This is a genomic window from Pseudomonas sp. AO-1 (assembly GCF_019775695.1).
GTDB classification, from domain to species: domain Bacteria; phylum Pseudomonadota; class Gammaproteobacteria; order Pseudomonadales; family Pseudomonadaceae; genus Aquipseudomonas; species Aquipseudomonas parakoreensis.
In genome coordinates, this window is sequence record NZ_CP079947.1 from 640869 (window position 1) to 663131 (window position 22263).

The window sequence follows — 22263 nt, forward strand, 5'->3', positions numbered from 1 at the left end:
GGGGCTTTTTTTGCAGCCGGGGAGGGCTTACAGACCAGCAGCGGAACGCAGAGCGTCGGCGCGGTCGGTTTTTTCCCAGGTGAAGGTGGAGAAGGTGTCTTCGCCAACTGTCTTGGTCTGCGGAGCACGACCGAAGTGGCCGTAGGCTGCAGTTTCCTGGTACATCGGGTGCAGCAGATCGAGCATGGTGGTGATTGCGTATGGACGCAGGTCGAACACTTCACGCACCAGTTTGATGATCTTGTCATCGCTGATCTTGCCGGTGCCGAAGGTGTTCAGCGAGATCGAAGTCGGCTGAGCGACACCGATGGCGTAGGACACCTGGATCTCGCAACGCTCGGCCAGGCCGGCAGCGACGATGTTCTTGGCAACGTAACGGCCGGCGTAGGCGGCCGAACGGTCAACCTTCGATGGATCTTTACCGGAGAACGCGCCGCCGCCGTGACGGGCCATGCCGCCGTAGCTGTCGACGATGATCTTGCGACCGGTCAGGCCGCAGTCACCTACCGGGCCGCCAATGATGAACTGGCCGGTCGGGTTGATGTGGAACTGGGTGTCTTTGCTCAGCAGTTCGGCAGGCAGCACGTGCTTGACGATCAGCTCCATCACGCCTTCGCGCAGGTCTTTGTACGACACTTCAGGATTGTGCTGGGTCGACAGTACAACGGCGTCGATACCGACAACCTTGCCGCCTTCGTAGCGGCAAGTCACTTGCGACTTGGCGTCTGGACGCAGCCACGGCAGCAGACCCGATTTGCGGGCTTCGGCCTGACGCTGCACCAGCTGGTGCGAGAAGGTGATCGGCGCTGGCATCAGCACGTCGGTTTCGTTGCTGGCGTAGCCGAACATCAGGCCCTGGTCGCCGGCACCCTGATCTTCAGGCTTGGCGCGGTCAACACCCTGGTTGATGTCAGGGGACTGCTTGCCGATGATGTTCATCACGCCGCAGGTAGCGCCGTCGAAGCCGACTTCGGAGCTGGTGTAGCCGATGTCGCAGATCACGTCACGAACGATCTGCTCCAGATCAACCCAGGCGCTGGTGGTCACTTCACCGGCCACGATGGCAACGCCAGTCTTGACCAGGGTTTCCACGGCAACGCGTGCGTGTTTGTCCTGGGCGATAATGGCGTCCAGCACCGCATCGGAAATCTGGTCGGCGATTTTGTCCGGATGTCCTTCAGACACGGACTCGGAGGTGAAGAGGGAGTATTCGCTCATCTCGATGTTTTCCTGAATTTACCGATGGTGAGTGTCGCCAGCCGGTCGCTGAAAGTGGCGAACCTGGATCTGGAAACCATTACGTAAGCCTACATAGAGGCTGTCCCCGGGAACGAGTCCCGCAGCGGTGGCCCAACGGGCCAAATCGTCCTGTTCAAACCCCAACCACAGATCACCGCAGGCCTCCCTGGCCCAACTCTGGTTGTGGCTACATAACTCTGTCACGAGCAGGCTACCGCCCGGTTGCAGCAGGCCGGCCATGTGCTTGAGCGCTTCGGCCGGCGCGGCGAAATGGTGCAACACCATGTTCAGTACCACGCAATCGGCCGTCAGGCTTGTGCCATTCAATGCATCGGCCAATTGCAGGCTGACGTTAGCCAGCCGTTCACGTTCACATACCTGACGCGCCAGTTCGAGCATCGCCGGGCTGTTGTCCAGCGCGGTTACGGTGCCGAAGCGGCGGGCCAGTTCCGGCAGAAAAGCACCATCGCCGGGGCCGACTTCAATGGCCGTGGCAGCACCATTGAAGTTCAGTTTGTCGAGCAGGGCCAGCACGCTGTCGCGGTACTGCGGCAGGCCTGCGATCAAGTCTTGCTGGGCGCGGAATTTTTCTGCGACCCGGGCGAAAAAATCCTGGCTGGCGGCTTCACGTTGTCCGTGGACCTGAGCGATCCGTGCCTGCACGTCCTCCGGCAGCGCCAGATTGTCGACTTCTTCTAACAGTGCTGCATGCAACTTGCCGCCCAGCAATTCAGTGTGGGGCAGGGCGCGACGATAGAAAATCGCGTTGCCCTCGCGGCGCGTCGCTACCAGATCGGCCTGGGCCAGCACCTTGAGGTGGTGGCTCATGCCTGACTGACCAATGCCGAAAATCTGCGCCAGCTCCAGTACGCCGAACGAATCGTTGGCCAGCGCGCGCAATACATTCAGGCGCAGCGGGTCGCCACCGGCCTTGCACAGGGCCGCCAGCTCGTCGCAATCGTCATGGCGAATGGAAGGCACGCGTAAGTTCATGGGGCGGCAGTCTAGTGACGGTGGGAAATCGCTGCAAGGGCAATATCAAAAAGTTTTGATATTGCTCGATAGATGGCACTTCTCACTGACTGGTTAACTCTACAAACGAACAGCGGAAAGGTTTCACCAGACGAAACCGCCGTCCAGCACGGGAAAAACGCCTTCGGATGACTATCTGTCATTGCCCCGAGGCGCTCCGGTGAGGGAAAATGCCCTCCTTTTTTCCGTTTCAATCTATTCACACCCAGGAGATCAGCGATGCCTAGCCGTCGTGAGCGTGCCAACGCCATTCGTGCCCTCAGCATGGATGCCGTGCAAAAAGCCAACAGCGGCCATCCCGGTGCCCCTATGGGTATGGCAGATATCGCCGAAGTACTTTGGCGCGACTACCTCAAGCACAACCCGAGCAACCCGTCGTTCGCCGACCGTGACCGCTTCGTGCTGTCCAACGGCCACGGCTCGATGTTGATCTACTCGCTGCTGCACCTGACCGGTTACGACCTGTCGATCGATGACCTCAAGCAGTTCCGTCAACTGCACAGCCGCACCCCGGGTCACCCGGAATTCGGCTACACCCCGGGCGTCGAAACCACCACCGGCCCGCTGGGTCAGGGTCTGGCCAACGCCGTCGGCTTCGCGCTGGCTGAAAAGGTTCTGGGCGCGCAGTTCAACCGTCCTGGCCATAACATCGTTGATCACCACACCTACGTGTTCCTCGGTGATGGCTGCATGATGGAAGGCATTTCCCACGAAGTCGCTTCCCTGGCCGGTACGCTGGGCCTGGGCAAGCTGATCGCCTTCTACGATGACAACGGTATTTCCATCGATGGTGAAGTCGAAGGCTGGTTCACCGATGACACGCCAAAGCGTTTCGAGTCCTACAACTGGCAGGTGATCCGCAACGTCGACGGTCACGATCCGGAAGAGATCAAGACCGCCATCGAAACCGCGCGCAAGAGCCCGCTGCCGACCCTGATCTGCTGCAAGACCACCATCGGTTTCGGTTCGCCGAACAAGCAGGGCAAGGAAGACTGCCACGGCGCCCCACTGGGTGACGCGGAAATCGCTCTGACCCGCCAGGCGCTGAACTGGAACCACGGCCCGTTCGAAATCCCGGCCGACATCTATGCCGAGTGGGATGCCAAGGAAAAAGGTCGTGCCGCCGAAGCCGAATGGGATCAGCGCTTCGCTGCCTACTCTGCTGCATTCCCGACCGAAGCCAACGAACTGATCCGTCGTCTGAGCGGCGAACTGCCGGCTGACTTCGCGGAAAAAGCCTCGGCTTACATCGCTGAAGTCGCGGCCAAAGGCGAAACCATCGCCAGCCGTAAAGCCAGCCAGAACACCCTGAACGCGTTTGGCCCGCTGCTGCCGGAACTGCTCGGCGGTTCGGCTGACCTGGCCGGTTCCAACCTGACCCTGTGGAAAGGTTGCAAAGGCGTCAGCGCTGAAGATGCCAGCGGCAACTACATGTACTACGGCGTGCGCGAATTCGGCATGACCGCGATCATGAACGGCGTGTCCCTGCACGGCGGTCTGGTGCCTTACGGCGCGACCTTCCTGATGTTCATGGAATATGCGCGCAACGCGGTGCGCATGTCGGCGTTGATGAAGAAGCGCGTGATCCACGTCTACACCCACGACTCCATCGGTCTGGGCGAAGACGGCCCGACGCACCAGCCGATCGAGCAATTGACCAGCCTGCGTTCCACGCCGAACCTCGACACCTGGCGTCCAGCCGATGCCGTTGAATCGGCGGTGGCCTGGAAAAACGCGCTGGAGCGCAAGGACGGCCCATCGGCGCTGATCTTCTCGCGTCAGAACCTGCAGCATCAGGAACGCGATGCCGGCCAGATCGCCGACATCAGCCGCGGTGGTTACGTGTTGAAGGACTGCGCAGGCGAGCCTGAGCTGATCCTGATCGCCACCGGTTCGGAAGTCGGTCTGGCCGTTCAGGCCTACGACAAACTGACCGGGCAAGGCCGCAAGGTGCGCGTAGTTTCCATGCCTTGCACCAGCGTGTTCGATGCGCAGGACGCCGGCTACAAGCAATCGGTTCTGCCGCTGCAGGTCAGCGCACGTATCGCAATCGAAGCGGCTCACGCCGACTTCTGGTTCAAGTACGTGGGTCTGGAAGGTCGCGTGATCGGCATGACCACCTACGGCGAATCGGCGCCGGCTTCGGCACTGTTCGAAGAATTCGGTTTCACCCTGGACAACATCCTGGGTCAGGCTGAAGAGCTGTTGGAAGACTAAAACATAGCGCGGCGACCCAAGTCGCCGCGTTCCCTGTAGGAGCTGCCGGAGGCTGCGATCTTTTGATCTTGATCTAAAAACAGGATCAAAAGATCGCAGCCTCCGGCAGCTCCTACATGGGGTTGTGTTGTTAGCGAATACTATCGAGAACCCCATGCCTCAACCGCGTCCCTACAAAGTTGCACTCAACGGCTACGGCCGGATTGGTCGTTGCGTCTTGCGTGCGTTGTTCGAGCGTGGCGAGAAGGCCGGGTTTGAAATTGTCGCGATCAATGATCTGGCGGACATGGCCAGCATCGAATACCTGACACGCTTTGATTCCACTCACGGCCGGTTTCCCGGCGAAGTGCGTGTAGAAGGCGATTGTCTGCATATTAATGGCGACTGCGTGAAGGTCCTGCGCAGTGCCACCCCCGAAGGCATCGACTGGGCGGCGCTGGGCGTCGACCTGGTGCTCGAATGCTCCGGCGCCTACCACACCCGTGAAGACGGCCAGCGTTTCCTCGACGCCGGCGCGCCCCGCGTGCTGTTCTCGCAACCGATGGCCAGCGAGGCGGATGTCGACGCCACCATCGTCTACGGTGTCAATCAGGATTGCCTGACCGGCGATGAACTGCTGGTGTCCAACGCCTCCTGCACCACCAACTGCGGTGTGCCGCTGTTGCGTCTGCTGGACAAGGCGATCGGCCTGGATTACGTGTCGATCACCACGATTCACTCGGCGATGAACGATCAGCCGGTGATCGACGCCTATCACCACGAAGACCTGCGCCGCACCCGTTCGGCGTTCCAGTCGGTGATCCCGGTGTCCACTGGTCTGGCGCGTGGCATCGAGCGCCTGCTGCCGGAACTTGCCGGGCGAATTCAGGCCAAAGCCGTACGCGTGCCGACGGTCAACGTGTCCTGCCTCGACATCACGATGCAGACCGCCACCGCGACCGATGCGGGCGAGGTCAACCGGATCCTGCGTGAAGCCGCCACCAGCGGCCCGCTCAAGGGACTGCTGGCCTACACCGAGTTGCCGCACGCCAGCTGTGATTTCAACCATGACCCACATTCGGCCATCGTCGATGCCAGTCAGACCCGTGTTTCCGGCCCCAAACTGGTGAACATCCTGGCCTGGTTCGACAACGAATGGGGTTTTGCCAACCGAATGCTGGACGTTGCAGACCACTATCTGCAAACAGCGATTTCAAAAAAACCTGCTCTCTAAGAACAGTTACTCAGGAAGTGCGACCCATGACCGTGTTGAAGATGTCCGACCTCGATCTGCAAGGTAAGCGCGTATTGATCCGCGAAGACCTCAACGTCCCAGTCAAGGACGGTGTTGTCACCAGCGATGCGCGTATCCTGGCTTCGCTGCCGACCATCAAGCTGGCCCTGGAAAAAGGCGCGGCGGTGATGGTGTGTTCGCACCTGGGCCGTCCGACCGAAGGCGAGTTCTCCGCCGAGAACAGCCTCAAGCCAGTCGCTGACTACCTGAGCAAGGCTCTGGGCCGCGAAGTGCCGCTGGTGGCGGATTACCTGGGCGGCGTTGACGTCAAGGCCGGCGACATCGTGCTGTTCGAAAACGTGCGCTTCAACAAGGGCGAGAAAAAGAACGCCGACGACCTGGCCCAGCAATACGCCGCCCTGTGCGATGTGTTCGTGATGGACGCCTTCGGCACTGCTCACCGCGCTGAAGGTTCGACGCATGGTGTTGCCAAGTTCGCCAAGGTCGCCGCGGCTGGCCCGCTGCTGGCCGCTGAGCTGGATGCACTGGGCAAGGCGCTGGGCGCACCGGCCAAGCCAATGGCTGCGATCGTTGCCGGCTCCAAGGTGTCGACCAAACTCGACGTCCTCAACAGCCTGAGCCAGATCTGCGATCAACTGATCGTTGGCGGCGGCATCGCCAACACCTTCCTGGCGGCCGCCGGTCACCCGGTCGGCAAGTCGCTGTACGAGCCGGACCTGCTGGACACCGCGCGCGCCATCGCCGACAAGGTCAGCGTGCCGCTGCCGGTGGACGTAGTCGTCGCCAAAGAATTCGCCGAAACCGCAGAAGCCACCGTCAAGCTGATCGCTGACGTTGCCGCTGACGACATGATTCTGGACATCGGCCCGCAAACCGCGGCCAACTTCGCCGAACTGCTGAAATCGTCGAAAACCATTCTGTGGAATGGCCCGGTCGGCGTGTTCGAATTCGACCAGTTCGGCAACGGCACCAAAGTGCTGGCCCAGGCCATCGCTGACAGCGCCGCGTTCTCCATTGCCGGCGGTGGCGACACCCTGGCGGCCATCGATAAATATGGCGTGGCCGAGCAAATCTCCTACATTTCCACCGGTGGTGGCGCGTTCCTCGAATTCGTCGAAGGCAAGGTGCTGCCAGCTGTTGAGGTCCTGGAAAACCGGGCCAAGGCCTGAGGCCGCCCGTTTGGCCAGGCAAAGGAGTGTTCAGATGGTCAAGTCGTTAGCGCTGCTGTTGCTGACCGGTACGCTGGCGGCCTGCGGGAGTAACCCGAAGGCCGAGGCCACGCCCGCGCCGGATGCAGCGCAGAAAGGCTGCTACCAGGCCGACTGGCAGGCTGAAACCAACCCGGTGCTGAACAAGCGCTCGGGGCCGGACGGCCTGGACAAATATGAGACGCAAACCCCGGCCAAGGAACATGGTTGTCCTTGACCGGTCTGACTCTTTAACGCAGGGCTGGCGGCGTGCGCTGTCAGTCGAGGAACACGGATGAAAGGCTTGATCGCCATTGCGGCGTTGGCATTGTTGGGCGGTTGCGCGCAGATGAACCTGTTTCAGTCGTCCGCGCCTGCGGACAACTGGACCACCTGGACCTGCGACAGCCAGGCCAAAGTGCTGTGGCGTTACGCCGATGCCGGCCAGAAGGAAGTCGATGTTCGACTGGGCGGCGGTGATCAGGTCTATCGCCTGAAAGAAGAGCCGGGCGCCTCGGGCGTGCTGTACAGCGACGGCATGCTGGCGTTTCACGTCAAGGGTGACGAAGGCCTGGTGTACTGGGTCGCCACCAATGACCTGATTGGCCGCGGCTGCAAGGCGCAGTAACTGACACACCACCGATCTGATGTGGAAGCGGATCCCAATGTGGGAGCGAGCTTGCTCGCGAAAACACTGGTTCAGCTTGCAGTTGTGTTGAATGTTGAAATGCATTCGCGAGCAAGCTCGCTCCCACAGAGTTCTGCGTAGTTCTCAGAATTTGCTTTATCGAATCACCAGGCCGGGCCTCAACCCCCGATCTGCAATCACTTGAATAGCCGCCGCCGCTCCGGCAGGCTGGCACGATTAACGACCCTCAACCGGGAGAGACACACACAATGGCACTTATCAGCATGCGTCAGATGCTGGACCACGCAGCCGAGTTCGGCTACGGCGTTCCAGCCTTCAACGTCAACAACCTTGAGCAGATGCGCGCCATCATGGAAGCCGCTGACAAGACTGACTCCCCGGTGATCGTCCAGGCTTCGGCCGGCGCTCGCAAATACGCCGGCGCGCCGTTCCTGCGTCACCTGATCCTGGCCGCGATCGAAGAATTCCCGCACATCCCGGTGTGCATGCACCAGGACCACGGCACCAGCCCTGACGTCTGCCAGCGCTCGATTCAACTGGGCTTCAGCTCGGTGATGATGGACGGCTCCCTCGGCGAAGACGGCAAGACCCCGACCGACTACGACTACAACGTCCGTGTGACCCAACAAACCGTCGCCATGGCTCACGCCTGCGGCGTTTCGGTTGAAGGCGAGCTGGGCTGCCTGGGTTCGCTGGAAACCGGCATGGCCGGTGAAGAAGACGGCATCGGCGCTGAAGGCGTTCTGGATCACAGCCAGATGCTGACCGACCCGGAAGAAGCCGCTGACTTCGTCAAGAAGACTCAGGTCGACGCCCTGGCCATCGCCATCGGCACCAGCCACGGCGCCTACAAGTTCACCAAGCCACCTACCGGTGACGTGCTGGCGATCGACCGCATCAAGGAAATCCACAAGCGCATCCCGAACACCCACCTGGTGATGCACGGTTCCTCGTCCGTGCCACAAGAGTGGCTGGCGATCATCAACCAGTACGGCGGTGACATCAAAGAAACCTACGGCGTACCGGTTGAAGAAATCGTCGAAGGCATCAAGTACGGCGTGCGCAAGGTCAACATCGACACCGACCTGCGCCTGGCATCCACCGGTGCCATGCGTCGTCTGATGGCCACCAACCCGAGCGAATTCGATCCACGTAAATTCTTCGGCGCAACCGTGACGGCGATGCGTGATGTGTGCATCGCTCGTTATGAAGCGTTCGGTACTGCCGGTAATGCTTCGAAGATCAAGCCGATCTCGCTGGAAGCGATGTTCCAGCGTTATCTGAAGGGTGAGTTGAACGCTAAGGTGAACTAAGCCTGGGTGTTGAGCTGCTTTTATGAAAAACCCGCCGAGAGGCGGGTTTTTTGTGGTCGATGATTTTTTGAGTAATCCCTCTATCCAAAGGTACGGGAAAATGGTGCTGCTGACTGCTCAATTGCAGAAATCACATGAGCTGCTTGCTCCCGATACTGGGAGTAGCGCTTAAGTACTGTTTCTACTGCGTTGAGCAAGTTCTGAATGCGCTCCCTCGGCCGCTCGATCTCACAGGTGTGTGCGAACTCCAGGAGTCCTTGCCGTGAGGCAAACATTGATTTGTTTCCGAGCAGATCCAGCGCTAGAACATCTTCCGGGATATAGGCGGTGGTATTGACGATGTCGTACGCCGGAGAGAGGTGCGCATCACGTTTTGTCGGGTCGGAGTAGAGTAAGCCGAAGTTTTTTAAATGAGCGTCGCCATTCCCGACAATGCAACTTAGGGCGACGCTATCGAAGAGCTGATCAAGAGAGCTGCGCAGATTTTTTGCCGGGCAGAACAGACGAATCGCCTTGGCGATGGCTGCATAACTCTTGCTGTACTTCTGGCTGGTCGATAACCCCATCAATACCGCCATGTCTTCAAACCCGAGCGGGTTGAGCTGATCGTCGCGGTCAAAGCGGCGCATGACAAACAGCTGGGCATTATCGGAAAGGTAAAACGGTGGAACCGGAATGCCAGCTTCTTTGGCAATGGACATGCAAATGAACTCGTTGATCGCCAAGCCGGGAAATTCGTCGCGGCCACTTTTGATGATCAGATCCGAGGTCTTCGATGTCACTCGTGGCTGGGCGGTTTCTTGTCGCTCAGGCACCAATACCTTGGGTTGAACGCCAGAAATCCCTGCTCGCAGGATGTAGCGGTCAAGCATGTCAGCGAAGATATCTTCGGTGCCATCCCAAGTCAGGATTTCTTCAAGTTTTTCGCCCGGAAATTGTTGCATCTCCAGCAGGGCATCAACTGTTTCAGATCGCACCTGAACCCGGCCAATTGGCGAGGTGCTGCCGGTCAGTGCCAGCAACAACATCGGGTCGAAATTCACAGTTTTCGCCAAGCGATTGCGTAGTTGTTCCAGCACGTAGCCTTCTGGCAGGTTCATCTGAAAAACAGGATGAAGCTCGTGCCGTCGGAATTCTTCATGCCTTACTGGCATCGACAAGCTGATGGCCATCTCTGGTAACGCATCTTCGTGATAACGGAAGGTGTAGTTCTCGGTATCGCTGAAAAGCCTGCCGCTAGCCCCTTCAGGTGTACTCACTTTGAGCGAGGTCATTTTCATTCAAACAAGTCCCCTAGCTCTTCAAGTGTCGGCATTGCTGCTGGAATGACAGCCAGTTCACAATCCAAAGCACCCAGGACTCGCGCATAGGCGATCATCCCGACGGACAGGGTGCCTTTTTCTACGGCAATGACTTTGTGGCGCGTCAGGCTCGCAAGTTCGGCAAGCTGTGCTTGCGTCAAGCCGCGGCTCAGGCGTTTTTCGCGAATCTGGGTACCTAGTCGGCTGATTACCAAGGTGTGATCCATGTTCTGTCACCGTTACATTTTTCGTTGAATGTAGCGTATACAGGACATTTTATCTACGTGGGTGATTTGCTGCCGTCACCGGATGGAGCACGGTTCCCTTTGGTTGCTATCTGAATAGCCAAGCGCTCATCCACCAGTACGGCGGCGACATCAAAGAAACCTACGGCGTACCGGTTGAAGAAATCGTCGAAGGCATCAAGTACGGCGTGCGCAAGGTCAACATCGACATCGACCTGCGCCTGGCATCCACCGGTGCCATGCGTCGTCTGATGGCCACCAACCCGAGCGAATTCGATCCACGTAAATTCTTCGGCGCGACCGTGACGGCGATGCGTGATGTGTGCATCGCGCGTTATGAAGCGTTCGGCACCGCCGGTAACGCTTCGAAGATCAAGCCGATCTCGCTGGAAGCGATGTATCAGCGTTATCTGAAGGGTGAGTTGAACGCTAAGGTCAACTGAGCCTGAGCGTCAAACCGCGCTGTTGAGAAACCCGCCGTGAGGCGGGTTTCTTATAGGTGGTGATTTTCTCATTGAGAAAAATTAACGATTCGCGACATAAAAATGCCCACTAAAACGGACATTTTTAGATTTTTACTCAAAGAGTCCGAGATGGGTGACATTTCCCCCATCGCCCGGCGGATGTTGACGGAAAGATGTCACCTGTGAATGTATAGGTTTGTTTGATAAAAAAACCTTTCTTAGGGGCGCCATTTTTATAACCAATCGAAGTTCCTTTCGTCAATTTGCATAGTGAACGTGGCTATTCCGTCTCCTCCTCTGCTAACCAGGTAAGCTGTATAGTTAATATTGCTTTCGGTTATATTTTTTTTATCATAAAGTTCTAATCGCATTCCTTTACAAGCAATCTGCACATTCACTATGTCTGAAGTCAAGTCGCTGAGGTGAAGTGTTTTTTCACCCTGTCGTATTGTAAATCGGCTATTAGTCGCTGGAGGGCCTATGGTGAAGTAACCAAGATTAGTAAGTGTAAGGCACTTTCCGTAGTGAAAATTCCTGTCTCTGCTGTATATTATGTAGTTGTCTTCCTTTATTCTGTATGCAAAATAAAATTGTACGGCTGTTGAGTTTCTATAAGTGTTGGCGCGTAAGTAATCGGTTTTTTTAAATGCTAGGGAGGGGGTGTATTCGTTTCCGTATCCCCCTGCACTAGCTTTTCCAGCACCGGCATTGTTAATGGTCGATGATGAAGTATCCATGAATGCTTCTTCAAAACCTATCGCCGCAGAGACTGGTACGCTTCCATGTAAATTTGTAATACAAAGCCTTGCTAAGAAAGATTCCGCTACGTTTTCGTCTGAGTTATTCATTCCATTTCCCCTTCGCGAGTATCGTGCCGAATTCTTTGTAAAAGTCCAGCTCTTCGGCGGTTTTAGCTGGTTTGGCTCGCTCCTTAGCCTCAGCGTCCATGGCCTGTTGCTCAGGCTGTGTTTTAGCTCTGGCCAACTCTGCAATGTATTTTGTTGGACTCAAAGGCCCACTAGCCCACATGCCCGTATCAAACATCCACAGGGAGCGTAATTTTTGTCGAGCCTGCATTCACAGCCATACGGACGCCAGATACTGAATGTTGCAAAAATATAGTTTTTAGCCATGTTGTTTGCTCCATTTAAAAAGGAGAAGAGGACTAAAAGGGACTGATAAATTTGTCGCCCTGTCCTTTTTCGTGATCCTTAGAAGAAGGTTAGGACATACAAGATGAGAGGTCACCTGTAAAATCTGACAGTTACTAAGATTTATTTGGTATAACGAAAATTAAGAAACGCTATAGAGTAAATGAGAGACAGATTTATTTAATCGTCATTTAATCGGCTTCTTAGAGTCGCTTTGCGGCCTACCGCGTCCTCGCTGCAATATTCGTCGGCCGGTGATCTCTTCGACTTCATCCGTAAAGAATTTATTTCCGGTGAGTTGACTGCGTTGAAGGGCGTTTCTGATCAATTGTAGTTCGGGCGTTGGAATACACTGTTCCACAAAAGACTTATAGATTGCACGACGCTTCGCATCGGTCTCGCCGAGTTCGTTGAAGCATGGGTCCTCATCCAGCCAATGGTTCCCGGTGGTTTCGTTGAGACGAAGATGAAAGCTGGACCAAGGATAATCTTGGGCATGTTCAACCATCCGCGCACGTGGGCGTCAAGGCATACAAGCCGGCGGATTCTGGCGTACCTGTAGGCGGTGACGCAAGCCGTTGTAGGCTTCATGAAGTAACGCTGAGTGTCTTTAAACGTTGGCGTTTAAGTGGGGCCTGATGCCGGTCAGTAAAGAGATGGAGTCGGACATAAAGAACCTGTGGCGAGGGAGCAGCCCTACGGGTTTTGTAGATGCCAAGTTCGTTCCTTGCCTGTAGCAGCTATCGAGCCCGTGAGGCTGCGTTCGGCTGCGCAGCAGTCGTAAAGTCAGACGCCGCGTTATTTCAGGTAAAACGTATGCGCCGGATTGCGACCGCTTTGCGGCCGAACGCAGCCTCGCGGGCTCGGCAGCTGCTACAGGGGGGGGGGCGAGTCGCCTTAGGTATCGTGGTCGATGTCGAGTTTGCTGAAGGTGACCTGGCCGCCTTCGCTGGTGTAGCCGGTGTTGTCCTGCACATATACCCCGGCCTTGAAGTACAACGGCTTGTTGCGCCAGGTCGCGCTGATCTGTGAATCCCACTGGTAACCCGCCGCGCTCACGCCGAGTGCGCCGCCGGGGCTGAGGTGGATCAGGTAGTTGAATTCGCGATCCAGCTTGATCCCGGTGGCGAGGGTGATAACGCGGCTTTCCTGATCGTCGGGGTGCATGCGGACTTTGATCACCAGGTTGCCGTTCTGGGTTTTTTCCTTGTACTGGTATTCGAGCTTGACCATCGGGCGCTGGCTTTCATAAGCATGGATCTGGCCGATGACGATCTTGCCGGAGCTGGGCACTTTGTTCACGGCGAGGGTCGCGCGCAGGGTGTTGTCGGCGTCGGGGTAGTACCAGTTGCGCAGGGAGCCGTTGCTGAAGGTTTCGCGCAGTTCGGTGCGCGGGTAAATGGCGTTTTCGGTTTTTGACCCGGTCACCGGCGACCAGAAGAACAAGGTGCCGGTGTCGGAATGGAAGTACTGATCCTTGAAGCCATTCACCAGTTTGGAGGTTTCGACGGTGTACGGCGGACTGCCGACGGGAACGCTGAGGTTCCAGGTTGCGAGATCGATCATGTCGGTTCTTCCACTCAATTTTCCTGTACGCGAGTGCCAGAAGCTCTAGCCCGCGCTTTTTCAGGCGGCAGTTATAAGCGTAGAGGTGTTTTTTGTTAACGCCCGTTTGGCAGATGATTGGCGTCAACATCCTGTCGAAATGCCATCTGTGCCGGTTTTCGGGGGCTGCAGGGGTGACCGTTAGTCGGTAAATTACAGCTTTGGCTAAATGATGGCGGCGTGGCAGCTTCTGCTTTCACAGATCCGGGACTAGAGTGATGGCTCAGTAACTGTACGGTTTTCACAAAAAACCGGCCGATAGTCCGACAAGAGATGTCCCGACAAGAGAAGCAGCATGGAATGCGCGCAACCCCAGCCAGGTGAAGGCAGCTCTGTCCTTTTGATCGTTGATGACTACCCTGAAAACCTGATCAGCATGCGCGCGTTGCTGCAGCGTCAGGATTGGCACGTCATGACCGCCGCCTCCGGTTTCGAGGCGCTCAATCTGCTGCTCGAACACGACGTCGATCTGGTGCTGCTGGACGTGCAGATGCCGGGCATGGACGGCTTCGAAGTCGCGCGGCTGATGCGCGGCAGCCAGCGCACGCGTCTCACACCGATCATTTTCCTTACCGCCAACGAGCAATCACAGGACGCCGTGATCAAGGGTTACGCCAGTGGCGCGGTGGATTACCTGTTCAAGCCGTTCGATCCGCAGATCCTCAAGCCGAAAGTCCAGGCATTGCTCGAACACCAGCGCAACCGCCGCGCCTTGCAGCGTCTGAGTCATGATCTGGAGGTCGCGCGGGCCTTCAATGCCTCGGTGCTGGACAACGCGGCGGAAGGCATTCTGGTGCTCGGCGAGGACGGCCTGATCCGCTTCGCCAACCCAGCGATTTCGCGATTGCTGAATGCGCCGGTGAAAGAGCTGGAGGGCAAGGAATTTCTCGATTTTCTGCAGAAACCGCATATCCCGCTATGGGCCGGTTCCGAGTTGCTGGCCGGCTATAAACGCGGTGAGACCTTGCGTCTGCACGATGCGTTGTTGCGCACGGCACCGGGGCAGCAGGTGCCGGTGGCGTTGTCCTGTGCGCCGTTGCCCGCCGAGCAGCGGGCGATGGTGGTGACGGTGCTGGACATGTCGGTGGTGCGTCACCTGCATCAGCAGCTGGAATTTCAAGCGGTCACCGATCCGCTGACCGGTCTGCTCAATCGCCGGGGCTTTTATCAGACGGTGGAAAACCTGCTGCTGCGCGGTGAACGCAGCGACAGCAGTTGGGTGCTGCTGTATCTGGATCTGGATGGCTTCAAACGGGTCAACGATTCCCTTGGCCACGATGCCGGCGACCGGGTGCTGCGCTGGGTCTCCGAGCAGTTGAAAGCCTGTCTGCGACCGTTCGACATTCTCGCGCGCATGGGCGGTGACGAGTTCACCGCGTTGCTCGATCTGGAGTTTCCCGAGCAGGCAGCAAAAATTGCCGAGAAGCTCATCGAAAGGGTGTCGATCTGTCAGCAGATCGAAGGACTGGACATCGCTCTCGGCGCGAGTATCGGTATTGCCACTTACCCGGACTGCGGCGCGAACCTCGACGGTTTGCTGCGCGCCTCCGACATCGCCATGTATGAAGCCAAGCGCGCCGGGCGGCAGCAATATCGTTTTTATGATCACGAAATGAACGGCCGCGCCCGCTCGCGGCTGATGCTCGAAGAGAGCGTGCGCAACGCCATCGAAAACCGGGATTTCAATCTGGTGTATCAGCCGCAAGTGGCGATCGACAGCGGGCAGATTCGCGGTTTCGAGGCGTTGCTGCGCTGGCAGCACCCGAGCGTTGGCGATGTGCCGCCGGGGTTGTTCCTGCCATTGCTGGAGGAAGCACGGCTGATCAGTCGGCTCGGTAGCTGGATCTATCACCGTGGCGCCGGCCAGCGCAAAGCCTGGGAAACCCTGTTCGCCGAGGATCTGGTGCTTGGCGTGAGTTTGAGCAACACCCAGTTCGGTCTGCCGAACCTGGTCACCGAGTTGCGTCAGGTGCTGGAGCGGCATTCGCTGCAGCCGCGGCAACTGGAGGTGGAAGTCACCGAAGACGCGCTGATGCACCACCCTGACGAGACCCGCAAACAGTTGCGCCTGCTGCGTAATCTCGGGGTGCGGGTGGCGCTGGATGACTTTGGTTCGGGCCCGTGTTCGCTGGCGTATCTGCGTGATCTGGAGCTGGATACGCTCAAGCTGGATCGACACCTGATTGCGCGGCTGCCGGACTCGACGCGCGACGCGGCGCTGGTCAGCAACGTGATCAATCTATGCAAACAGTACGGTTTGCTGGTGATCGCCGAAGGCGTGGAAACCGTTGAACAGTATCAATGGCTGCAGGCGCATGGCTGCGAATACGTGCAGGGTTTCCTGGTGGCGCGTCCGCTGACCTCCGAGGACGCCGTCAGCTTTGCCAAACCCTTTGACTGGAGCGCGCTGCCGGTTTGAATTCGCTACACTGGCGCTCTTTTCGAACCGTGCTGCCGTGTCCATGACTGCGTTGAAATACCTCCAGGCCTATCCCGCGCAACTGCAGGATCAGGTGCGCCAACTGATCGCCGAACAGCGTCTGGGTGACTACCTGAGCCAACGCTATCCGGGGCGTCACGATGTGCAGAGCGACAAGGCGCTGTACAGCTACGCGCTGGACCTGAAGCAGGCATACCTGCGTAACGCGCCGGCCATCGACAAAGTGCTGTTCGACAACCGCCTCGACCTGACGCATCGCGCGCTGGGCCTGCACACCACGGTCTCAAGGGTGCAGGGCGGCAAGCTCAAAGCCAAGAAAGAGATTCGCATCGCCTCGTTGTTCAAGGAGGCGGCGCCGGAGTTCCTGAAGATGATCGTCGTGCATGAACTGGCGCACTTCAAGGAATCGGATCACAACAAGGCCTTCTATAAGTTGTGTGAACACATGCTGCCGGGGTATCACCAGGTCGAGTTCGACTTGAGGGTGTACCTGACGTGGCGGGATTTGCAATGAAGATCAAAAGATCGCATTCCAACTGTAGGAGCTGCCGCAGGCTGCGATCTTTTAACGTTGGGAGTGTTTAGATGGACGTAAGCAAGACCAAAAGCAGCTTTTACCGGCGCCTGTACGTGGCCTACCTGATCGACAGCGGCCTGGCCCCGAGCGTCCCGACGCTGACCGAAGTGACCGGCATGCCCCGGCGCACGGCGCAGGACACGATCGCCGCGCTGGCAGATCTGGATATCGTCTGCGAATTCGAACAGGAAGAGGGCGCGCGCAACCATGCCGGGCGCTATCGGATTCGCGAGTGGGGGGCGATTGATCGCGGGTGGATCGAGCGCAATCTGCGGCAGATCAAGGCTGTGCTGGAATATCCCTGAGTTTTGCAGTGTTTGAGCTGACGCAATCGCTGGCAAGCCAGCTCCCACAAGGGTCTCCAGTCAACACGTTGTTGTGAGCAACGGATGAACCTGTGGGAGCTGGCTTGCCAGCGATGAGGGCCTCAGGGACGACGCATGCCTATGTGCGGAATGTCATCCTCCAGATACTCCTCACCCACCACCACAAACCCGTACCTGCCGTAATACCCCTGCAAATGCGCCTGCGCCGACAGGTAGATCGGCACCTGCGGCCAATGCTTCTCGGCCTGTTTCAGCGCCTGCTCCATCATCTCGTGCCCCAGCCCCTTGCCGCGGCCCTGTGGCGCAATGATCACGCGGCCGATCACCACGTCACCGCCTTGGGATTCTGGATCGAGCAGGCGCAGATAGGCCATCAACTGATCGTCTTCCCAGCCCATCAAATGGTGGGTATCGCCGTCCAGATCCTGGCCGTCGAGGTCTGGGTAGGCGCATTGCTGTTCGACCACAAATACGTCCGAGCGCAGTTTCAGCAGTGCGTATAACTGCTCTTTGCCCAGATCGCTGTGATGCTTGCAGATCCACTCGATTGTCATTTTCCGACTCCTTGAACTCCGTCGCCCGATACTAAGTGCACAGGCGCTGAATGTCTGTATGGCGGAAGAGTCTGTGACAAAGGTCAAAATGCCATCATTCCTTTCTCGCGGTGGCGGCCGCTTTGTGTAATCTGCTGGAAAGCGCTGTGCACTGGCTTCAATGAGCTACTGTTAGGGCCTGGGTTTCGCCGGTACGGGGCCTTGGGGTTTTGACTGGAAAACACGCCGGGCCAACCGCCCGCTAAGGATTTTCAAGCATGCCGCGACTGCATCGAGCCTTTGCCTTGATCGGACTGCTCTTGCTGGCCCAACCCGCCGCTGCGGACAAGCTGCGACTGGTATTTGATATCTGGCCACCCTTTACCGACGACACCCTGGTCAACGGTGGCCTGGCCACCGACATCGTCAGCACCGCGCTGGCGCGGGCCGGTTATGCCAGCGACTATGAGCAGGTGCCGTGGGCGCGGGCGTTGTTGGGGGTGGGCGAGGGCCGGTACGACGTGCTGGTCAACGCCTGGTACAACGACGAGCGCACCCGGATCGGCCAGTTCTCTGGCGAATACCTGCTCAACCGCATCCGCTTTCTCAAGCGCAAGGACACTCCGCTCGAATACAACAGCCTGGAGCAACTGCACACCTACCCGGTGGCGGTGGTGCGCGGTTATGCCTACTCGCAGGCGTTCGATGCCGACACGGCGTTGCAGAAAGTACCGGTGCACAACTTTGCAATGGCGGTGCGCATGCTGGCGGCGGATCGGGTCAAGCTGACGCTGGAAGATGAGTATGTCGCACGCTATTACCTGGCGCGCGAATCACCCAAGGTACGCAACGCCGTGGAGTTCCTGCCCAAGCCGTTGAGCGAGAACAGCCTGCATATTCTGGTGAGCCTGAAGAACCCCGAGCATGAGCAGATTGTGGCCGGGTTCGACAAGGCAATTGCGGCGATGAAGGCGGATGGCAGTTATGACAAGTTGCTGAGGCAGCATGGAATGTGAGCATCTGATCCCGGAGTTGCGTTGTTGCTGATGCCCTCATCGCTGGCAAGCCAGCTCCCACAGGTATTGCGGTGTACACAAATCATGTAGGAGCTGGCTTGCCAGCGATGGGGCCAGTCCGGTCACCTTAAGCCTCGCTGGTGTCTTTGATCAAATGCGCCGCCAACGTGCGCAACGGCCCCAGCTGCCGGCAGATCAATGCCAGTTGCGTCTGCACCAGCCGCTGCCCTTCATCGATCTCGTCCGGCATCTGCTCCAGCTCATTGGCCAGCGCTTCCTCGTCGTCGCTCTGGATCGCCACTGGCTGCTTGTTCGCCAGGCCCTGGGCGATTTCATCGATGCTCGCGGCCAGTTTCACTCCAGCACCGTCGATCAGGTGTTCGCGGACTTCCGCCGGTAGCTGCGTTTCGCGATGTGCGCCCAACCCGGACAGGTAGCTGAGCAAGGTGTGCGACAGCACCAGAAAGCGGAAACCGACATCCGCTTCCTTCCGGAAATGCCCCGGCTCCATCAGCATGTTCGCCAGCGTCGTCGACAGTGCCGCGTCGGCGTTGTGCGCGTTACGTCGGGCCAGGCGATAGGCGAGGTCATCGCTCTTGCCGGCGGCGTATTGCTGCATGATTTGGCGCAGGTAGATGCTGTTGCAGGTCAGGGTGTTGGCCAGCACTTTGTTCAGGCGTCGACCCTGCCAGTCCGGCAGGAACAGGAACACCGTCAGACCGGCGATCAGGCTGCCAAGCAGGGTATCGAACAGGCGCGGCAGGAACAGCCCGTAGCCATCACCGATCTGGTTGAAGCAGAACAGCACCATGATCGTGATCGCCGCCGTCGCCACGGTGTAACGCGTGGTGCGGTTGGTAAAGAACACCACCCCGGCGGCAATGGCGAAGCACGACTGCACCAGCGGGCTGGGGAACAGATCGAACAGCGCCCAGGCCACGGTCAGACCGATGGCGGTGCCGAGAATCCGCTGCCCGAGTTTGCGCCGCGTTGCGCCGTAGTTCGGCTGGCAGACGAACAGTGTGGTGAGAATGATCCAATAGCCCTGCGACGGGTGAATCAGGTGCACCATGCCGTAGCCGATACTCAATGCCAGCGGCAGACGCAGGGCGTGGCGGAACAGCAAGGACGTCGGTGTCAGCTGCGTGCGCAGACGAATCCACACGTCCTTGAGGTTGCGCGGCGAGCGGTCGAGCAGGCTGCTGTCGGTGGCATCTGCCAGCGCGTCAGGGTTGCTCGCGTCGCTGAGCAAGCGGTCGAGGGTGCCGAGGTTGGCGGCCAGAGCACGCAGCGAACGCAGGAGGCCGCGCCACGCCGGGTTGCTCTGGATGCGCAGGTGTTCAAGAGATGCGTCGAGGTCAGTCAGCGCTTCGGCAAAACTGGCGTCGTAGACGAACGGCTGGCGCATCTGGATCGATTCGGCCAACGCGCGACAGGCCTTGCCCTGCTGGCGCAGCAAGCGCTGGCAGCGGAACAGCACGTCGCTGTGGAAGAACGCCTCGGCCAGCGCGTTGTAAGGATAGTGCGAAGAGCTGGCGCGTTCGTGAATATCCTGGGCGAGGAAGTACAGCTTCAGATAACGGCTGACTTTCGAGCCCGGGCGACCGTTGCCGACCCGGTGCAGGATGATTTCCTTGGCACTGTTCAGCGCCGCCACCACCCGACCGTTCTGCTGCGCCAGTTCCAGCCGTCGTGCTTCGACGTCCAGCTGACGGATCGGCTCGAACAGCGAGGCTTTCAGCTTCAGATAGAAGCCCAGTTCACGGAACAGCCGCGCCAGACTCTGCTGCACCGGCTGGTTGGAAAACAGCGCCTGCCACAGCACCGAGAGCAGGCCGTACCACGCCGCGCCGGCCACCAGCAGCATGGGTTCGTGCCAGAAATCGGTGACCGCGCCGCCGCGCTGATCCACGCCGATCATGGTGTAGACCGACAGGATCAACGTTGCCGAAGCAATCGCACCGTAACGCTCGCCGAGCGCACCGAGCATGGTCAGGGCGAAGCTGGCCAATGCCAGGGCGATGGCAAATACGATGGGGTAGGGGAAGAGCAGTTCCACCGACAGCGCGGCGATACTGAAACACACCAGTGTCACTGCCAGGGCATTGAGGCGGCCTTGCCAGCTGTCGTCGGTCTCGGCCAGGGCGCTGGCGATGATCCCCAGGAACAACGGGATCAGCAAGCCCATTTCATCCTGATACCAACACAGCGCCATGCTGCCGGTCAGGGCGATGAACACCCGCACGCTGTAGCTGAATTTATCCAGCGCCCACAGGCGCCGCAAAGACTGACGAAACGAGGTCGAGGACATGAAGTGCGAAGGCCTTCCGAGGCGATGCCGCTAAATTGAGCCAGTAATGACGCCGACGCAATGGCGCCGATCACATCTGACAGCAAAAAGTGTTCCTTGATTGCCCGCTACCCCTTCGGCAGCTCCTACAGGGGAGTGTTGTTTCAGTCAGACGTACTGCGCAGCCGCGTAGCCGGAGGCCCAGGCCCACTGGAAGTTGAAACCGCCCAGATGCCCGGTGACGTCGAGCACTTCGCCGACAAAATACAGGCCCGGGCTTTTCAGCGATTCCATGGTCTTGGACGACACTTCGCGGGTATCGACGCCGCCCAGCGTGACCTCGGCGGTGCGGTAGCCTTCGGTGCCGGCCGGGACAACTTTCCAGCTGCCGAGCTTGTCGGCGATCTGCGCCAGTTCGGCGTGGGTGTACTGCTTCATCGGTTTGGAGACGAACCAGTTGTCCGCCAACAGGTTGGCCATCTTCTTGGTGAAGATCTCGCCGAGCAGGGTTTTCAGTTCACTGTTCGGGCGTTCGGCCACTTGCTGTTGCAGCCATGCGGCGGTGTCGTGATCCGGCAGCAGGTTGATCTCCACGGTGTCACCCGGCTCCCAGAACGACGAGATCTGCAGAATCGCCGGGCCACTGAGGCCGCGGTGAGTGAACAGAATGTTCTCGCGAAAGCTCTGCTCGTTGCAGCTGACCAGACAATCCACCGACGTACCGGACAACTCGGTGCACAGTTCCTTGAGCTGATCGGTGATGGTGAACGGCACCAAGCCGGCGCGGGTCGGCAGCAGTTCATGGCCAAACTGTTTGGCGACCTGATACCCGAAGCCGGTGGCGCCCAGCGTCGGGATCGACAGCCCGCCGGTGGCGATCACCAGCGATTGGCACTGAACCTGGCCGAGGGTGGTGTCGAGCAGGTAACCGCTTTCGACCTTCTCGATGGTCTGGATCGAGGTGTCCAGGTGCAGCTCGACGCCGACCTGATCGCACTCGTCGAGCAGCATGCCGAGGATGTCGCTGGATTTGTTATCGCAGAACAGCTGGCCGAGTTTTTTCTCGTGGTAGGGCACGCCATGCTTGGCGACCATGCCGATGAAATCCCACTGGGTATAACGTGCCAGTGCCGATTTGCAGAAATGCGGGTTACCCGAGAGGAAATTGCCCGGCTCGGTGTACATGTTGGTGAAATTGCAGCGGCCACCGCCGGACATCAGGATTTTCTTGCCGGCCTTGTTCGCATGGTCGAGCAGCAGCACCTGACGCCCACGCCCGGCGGCGGTCAGTGCACACATCAACCCTGCGGCGCCAGCGCCAATGATCACGACTTCGGTAGAGCGCAAAACGGTGTCCTCTGAAATATCACCACAAAACCAACTGTTGTAGGAGCTGTCGAGTGAAACGAGGCTGCAATCTTTTGATCTTGCTCTTTAAAAACAA

20 protein-coding genes and 1 pseudogene are annotated in these 22263 nt (G+C 58.5%); 11 read left to right on the forward strand and 10 right to left on the reverse strand.

Annotation, left to right across the window (positions count from 1 at the left end; all coding sequences use genetic code 11):
* Positions 1 to 27 precede the first annotated feature (27 nt).
* A complete protein-coding gene (metK, locus tag KVQ82_RS03025) occupies positions 28 to 1218 on the reverse strand; it encodes a methionine adenosyltransferase (protein ID WP_027610621.1) in 1191 nt (396 codons plus the stop codon).
* A gap of 18 nt (positions 1219 to 1236) precedes the next feature.
* Entirely contained in the window at positions 1237 to 2232 is a 996-nt protein-coding gene (locus tag KVQ82_RS03030; RefSeq protein WP_041063436.1) for a metalloregulator ArsR/SmtB family transcription factor, read from the reverse strand.
* A 258-nt stretch (positions 2233 to 2490) separates the two neighbouring features.
* Between KVQ82_RS03030 and tkt the strand changes: the two genes are divergently transcribed.
* The 6 genes from tkt (at position 2491) to fba (ending at position 8871) form a co-directional block, all read left to right on the forward strand.
* The gene (gene tkt, locus KVQ82_RS03035; RefSeq protein WP_041063434.1) at positions 2491 to 4488 is read left to right on the forward strand and encodes a transketolase; all 1998 of its coding nucleotides are present in this window, start codon (positions 2491 to 2493) and stop codon (positions 4486 to 4488) included.
* Between the two features lie 154 nt (positions 4489 to 4642).
* Positions 4643 to 5701, forward strand: a complete 1059-nt coding sequence (gene epd / locus KVQ82_RS03040) for an erythrose-4-phosphate dehydrogenase (protein ID WP_041063431.1) — start codon at positions 4643 to 4645, stop codon at positions 5699 to 5701.
* Positions 5702 to 5727: 26 nt separating this feature from the next.
* On the forward strand, positions 5728 to 6891 hold the full coding sequence (locus tag KVQ82_RS03045; protein WP_222017948.1) for a phosphoglycerate kinase: 1164 nt from the start codon (positions 5728 to 5730) through the stop codon (positions 6889 to 6891).
* Positions 6892 to 6925: 34 nt separating this feature from the next.
* The gene (locus tag KVQ82_RS03050) at positions 6926 to 7147 is read left to right on the forward strand and encodes a hypothetical protein (protein WP_007961876.1); all 222 of its coding nucleotides are present in this window, start codon (positions 6926 to 6928) and stop codon (positions 7145 to 7147) included.
* A gap of 57 nt (positions 7148 to 7204) precedes the next feature.
* Entirely contained in the window at positions 7205 to 7537 is a 333-nt protein-coding gene (locus tag KVQ82_RS03055; protein ID WP_041063425.1) for an MliC family protein, read from the forward strand.
* A 269-nt stretch (positions 7538 to 7806) separates the two neighbouring features.
* Positions 7807 to 8871, forward strand: a complete 1065-nt coding sequence (gene fba / locus KVQ82_RS03060) for a class II fructose-bisphosphate aldolase (RefSeq protein WP_041063423.1) — start codon at positions 7807 to 7809, stop codon at positions 8869 to 8871.
* 80 nt (positions 8872 to 8951) lie between these two features.
* Here the strand turns inward: fba and KVQ82_RS03065 are convergent, their stop codons facing one another.
* Together KVQ82_RS03065 and KVQ82_RS03070 are read right to left on the reverse strand one after the other, a co-directional pair.
* Positions 8952 to 10151: a type II toxin-antitoxin system HipA family toxin gene (locus KVQ82_RS03065; protein ID WP_222017951.1), complete on the reverse strand. Its 1200-nt coding sequence runs from the start codon at positions 10149 to 10151 to the stop codon at positions 8952 to 8954.
* Positions 10148 to 10399, reverse strand: coding sequence for a helix-turn-helix transcriptional regulator (locus KVQ82_RS03070; protein ID WP_222017953.1), 252 nt, complete (start codon positions 10397 to 10399; stop codon positions 10148 to 10150). Before KVQ82_RS03070 ends, KVQ82_RS03065 begins: the two co-directional genes overlap by 4 nt.
* 122 nt (positions 10400 to 10521) lie before the next feature.
* Here KVQ82_RS03070 and KVQ82_RS03075 point away from each other — a divergent pair.
* A pseudogene (locus KVQ82_RS03075) lies at positions 10522 to 10860 on the forward strand (class II fructose-bisphosphate aldolase); the annotation flags it as partial.
* A 254-nt stretch (positions 10861 to 11114) separates the two neighbouring features.
* Here KVQ82_RS03075 and KVQ82_RS03080 read toward each other — a convergent pair.
* The 3 genes from KVQ82_RS03080 to KVQ82_RS03090 all read right to left on the reverse strand — a co-directional run bounded on the left by KVQ82_RS03080 (position 11115) and on the right by KVQ82_RS03090 (position 13598).
* Positions 11115 to 11729, reverse strand: coding sequence for a hypothetical protein (locus tag KVQ82_RS03080; protein WP_222017955.1), 615 nt, complete (start codon positions 11727 to 11729; stop codon positions 11115 to 11117).
* Between the two features lie 490 nt (positions 11730 to 12219).
* A complete protein-coding gene (locus KVQ82_RS03085) occupies positions 12220 to 12540 on the reverse strand; it encodes a hypothetical protein (RefSeq protein ID WP_222017957.1) in 321 nt (106 codons plus the stop codon).
* Positions 12541 to 12929: 389 nt separating this feature from the next.
* Positions 12930 to 13598: a polysaccharide lyase family 7 protein gene (locus KVQ82_RS03090; RefSeq protein ID WP_222017959.1), complete on the reverse strand. Its 669-nt coding sequence runs from the start codon at positions 13596 to 13598 to the stop codon at positions 12930 to 12932.
* Between the two features lie 334 nt (positions 13599 to 13932).
* On the opposite strand from KVQ82_RS03090, the gene KVQ82_RS03095 reads away from it, so the two are divergent.
* From KVQ82_RS03095 to KVQ82_RS03105, 3 genes are all read left to right on the forward strand, one after another.
* The gene (locus tag KVQ82_RS03095) at positions 13933 to 16056 is read left to right on the forward strand and encodes a bifunctional diguanylate cyclase/phosphodiesterase (RefSeq protein WP_222017962.1); all 2124 of its coding nucleotides are present in this window, start codon (positions 13933 to 13935) and stop codon (positions 16054 to 16056) included.
* Positions 16057 to 16099: 43 nt separating this feature from the next.
* Positions 16100 to 16591: a M48 family metallopeptidase gene (locus tag KVQ82_RS03100; protein WP_222017964.1), complete on the forward strand. Its 492-nt coding sequence runs from the start codon at positions 16100 to 16102 to the stop codon at positions 16589 to 16591.
* A 71-nt stretch (positions 16592 to 16662) separates the two neighbouring features.
* Positions 16663 to 16959: a helix-turn-helix domain-containing protein gene (locus tag KVQ82_RS03105; RefSeq protein WP_007913779.1), complete on the forward strand. Its 297-nt coding sequence runs from the start codon at positions 16663 to 16665 to the stop codon at positions 16957 to 16959.
* A 122-nt stretch (positions 16960 to 17081) separates the two neighbouring features.
* Here KVQ82_RS03105 and KVQ82_RS03110 read toward each other — a convergent pair whose 3' ends face one another.
* A complete protein-coding gene (locus KVQ82_RS03110; RefSeq protein WP_041063410.1) occupies positions 17082 to 17534 on the reverse strand; it encodes a GNAT family N-acetyltransferase in 453 nt (150 codons plus the stop codon).
* Positions 17535 to 17791: 257 nt separating this feature from the next.
* Between KVQ82_RS03110 and KVQ82_RS03115 the strand changes: the two genes are divergently transcribed.
* Positions 17792 to 18529 carry an ABC transporter substrate-binding protein gene (locus KVQ82_RS03115; RefSeq protein ID WP_047297090.1) on the forward strand — a complete coding sequence of 246 codons (738 nt, stop codon included), beginning with the start codon at positions 17792 to 17794 and terminating at the stop codon, positions 18527 to 18529.
* A gap of 127 nt (positions 18530 to 18656) precedes the next feature.
* Here the strand turns inward: KVQ82_RS03115 and yccS are convergent, their stop codons facing one another.
* Positions 18657 to 20840 carry a YccS family putative transporter gene (gene yccS, locus KVQ82_RS03120; RefSeq protein WP_086793607.1) on the reverse strand — a complete coding sequence of 728 codons (2184 nt, stop codon included), beginning with the start codon at positions 20838 to 20840 and terminating at the stop codon, positions 18657 to 18659.
* 147 nt (positions 20841 to 20987) lie between these two features.
* Positions 20988 to 22166, reverse strand: a complete 1179-nt coding sequence (locus tag KVQ82_RS03125; protein WP_222017966.1) for an NAD(P)/FAD-dependent oxidoreductase — start codon at positions 22164 to 22166, stop codon at positions 20988 to 20990.
* Between the last annotated feature and the right edge of the window lie 97 nt (positions 22167 to 22263).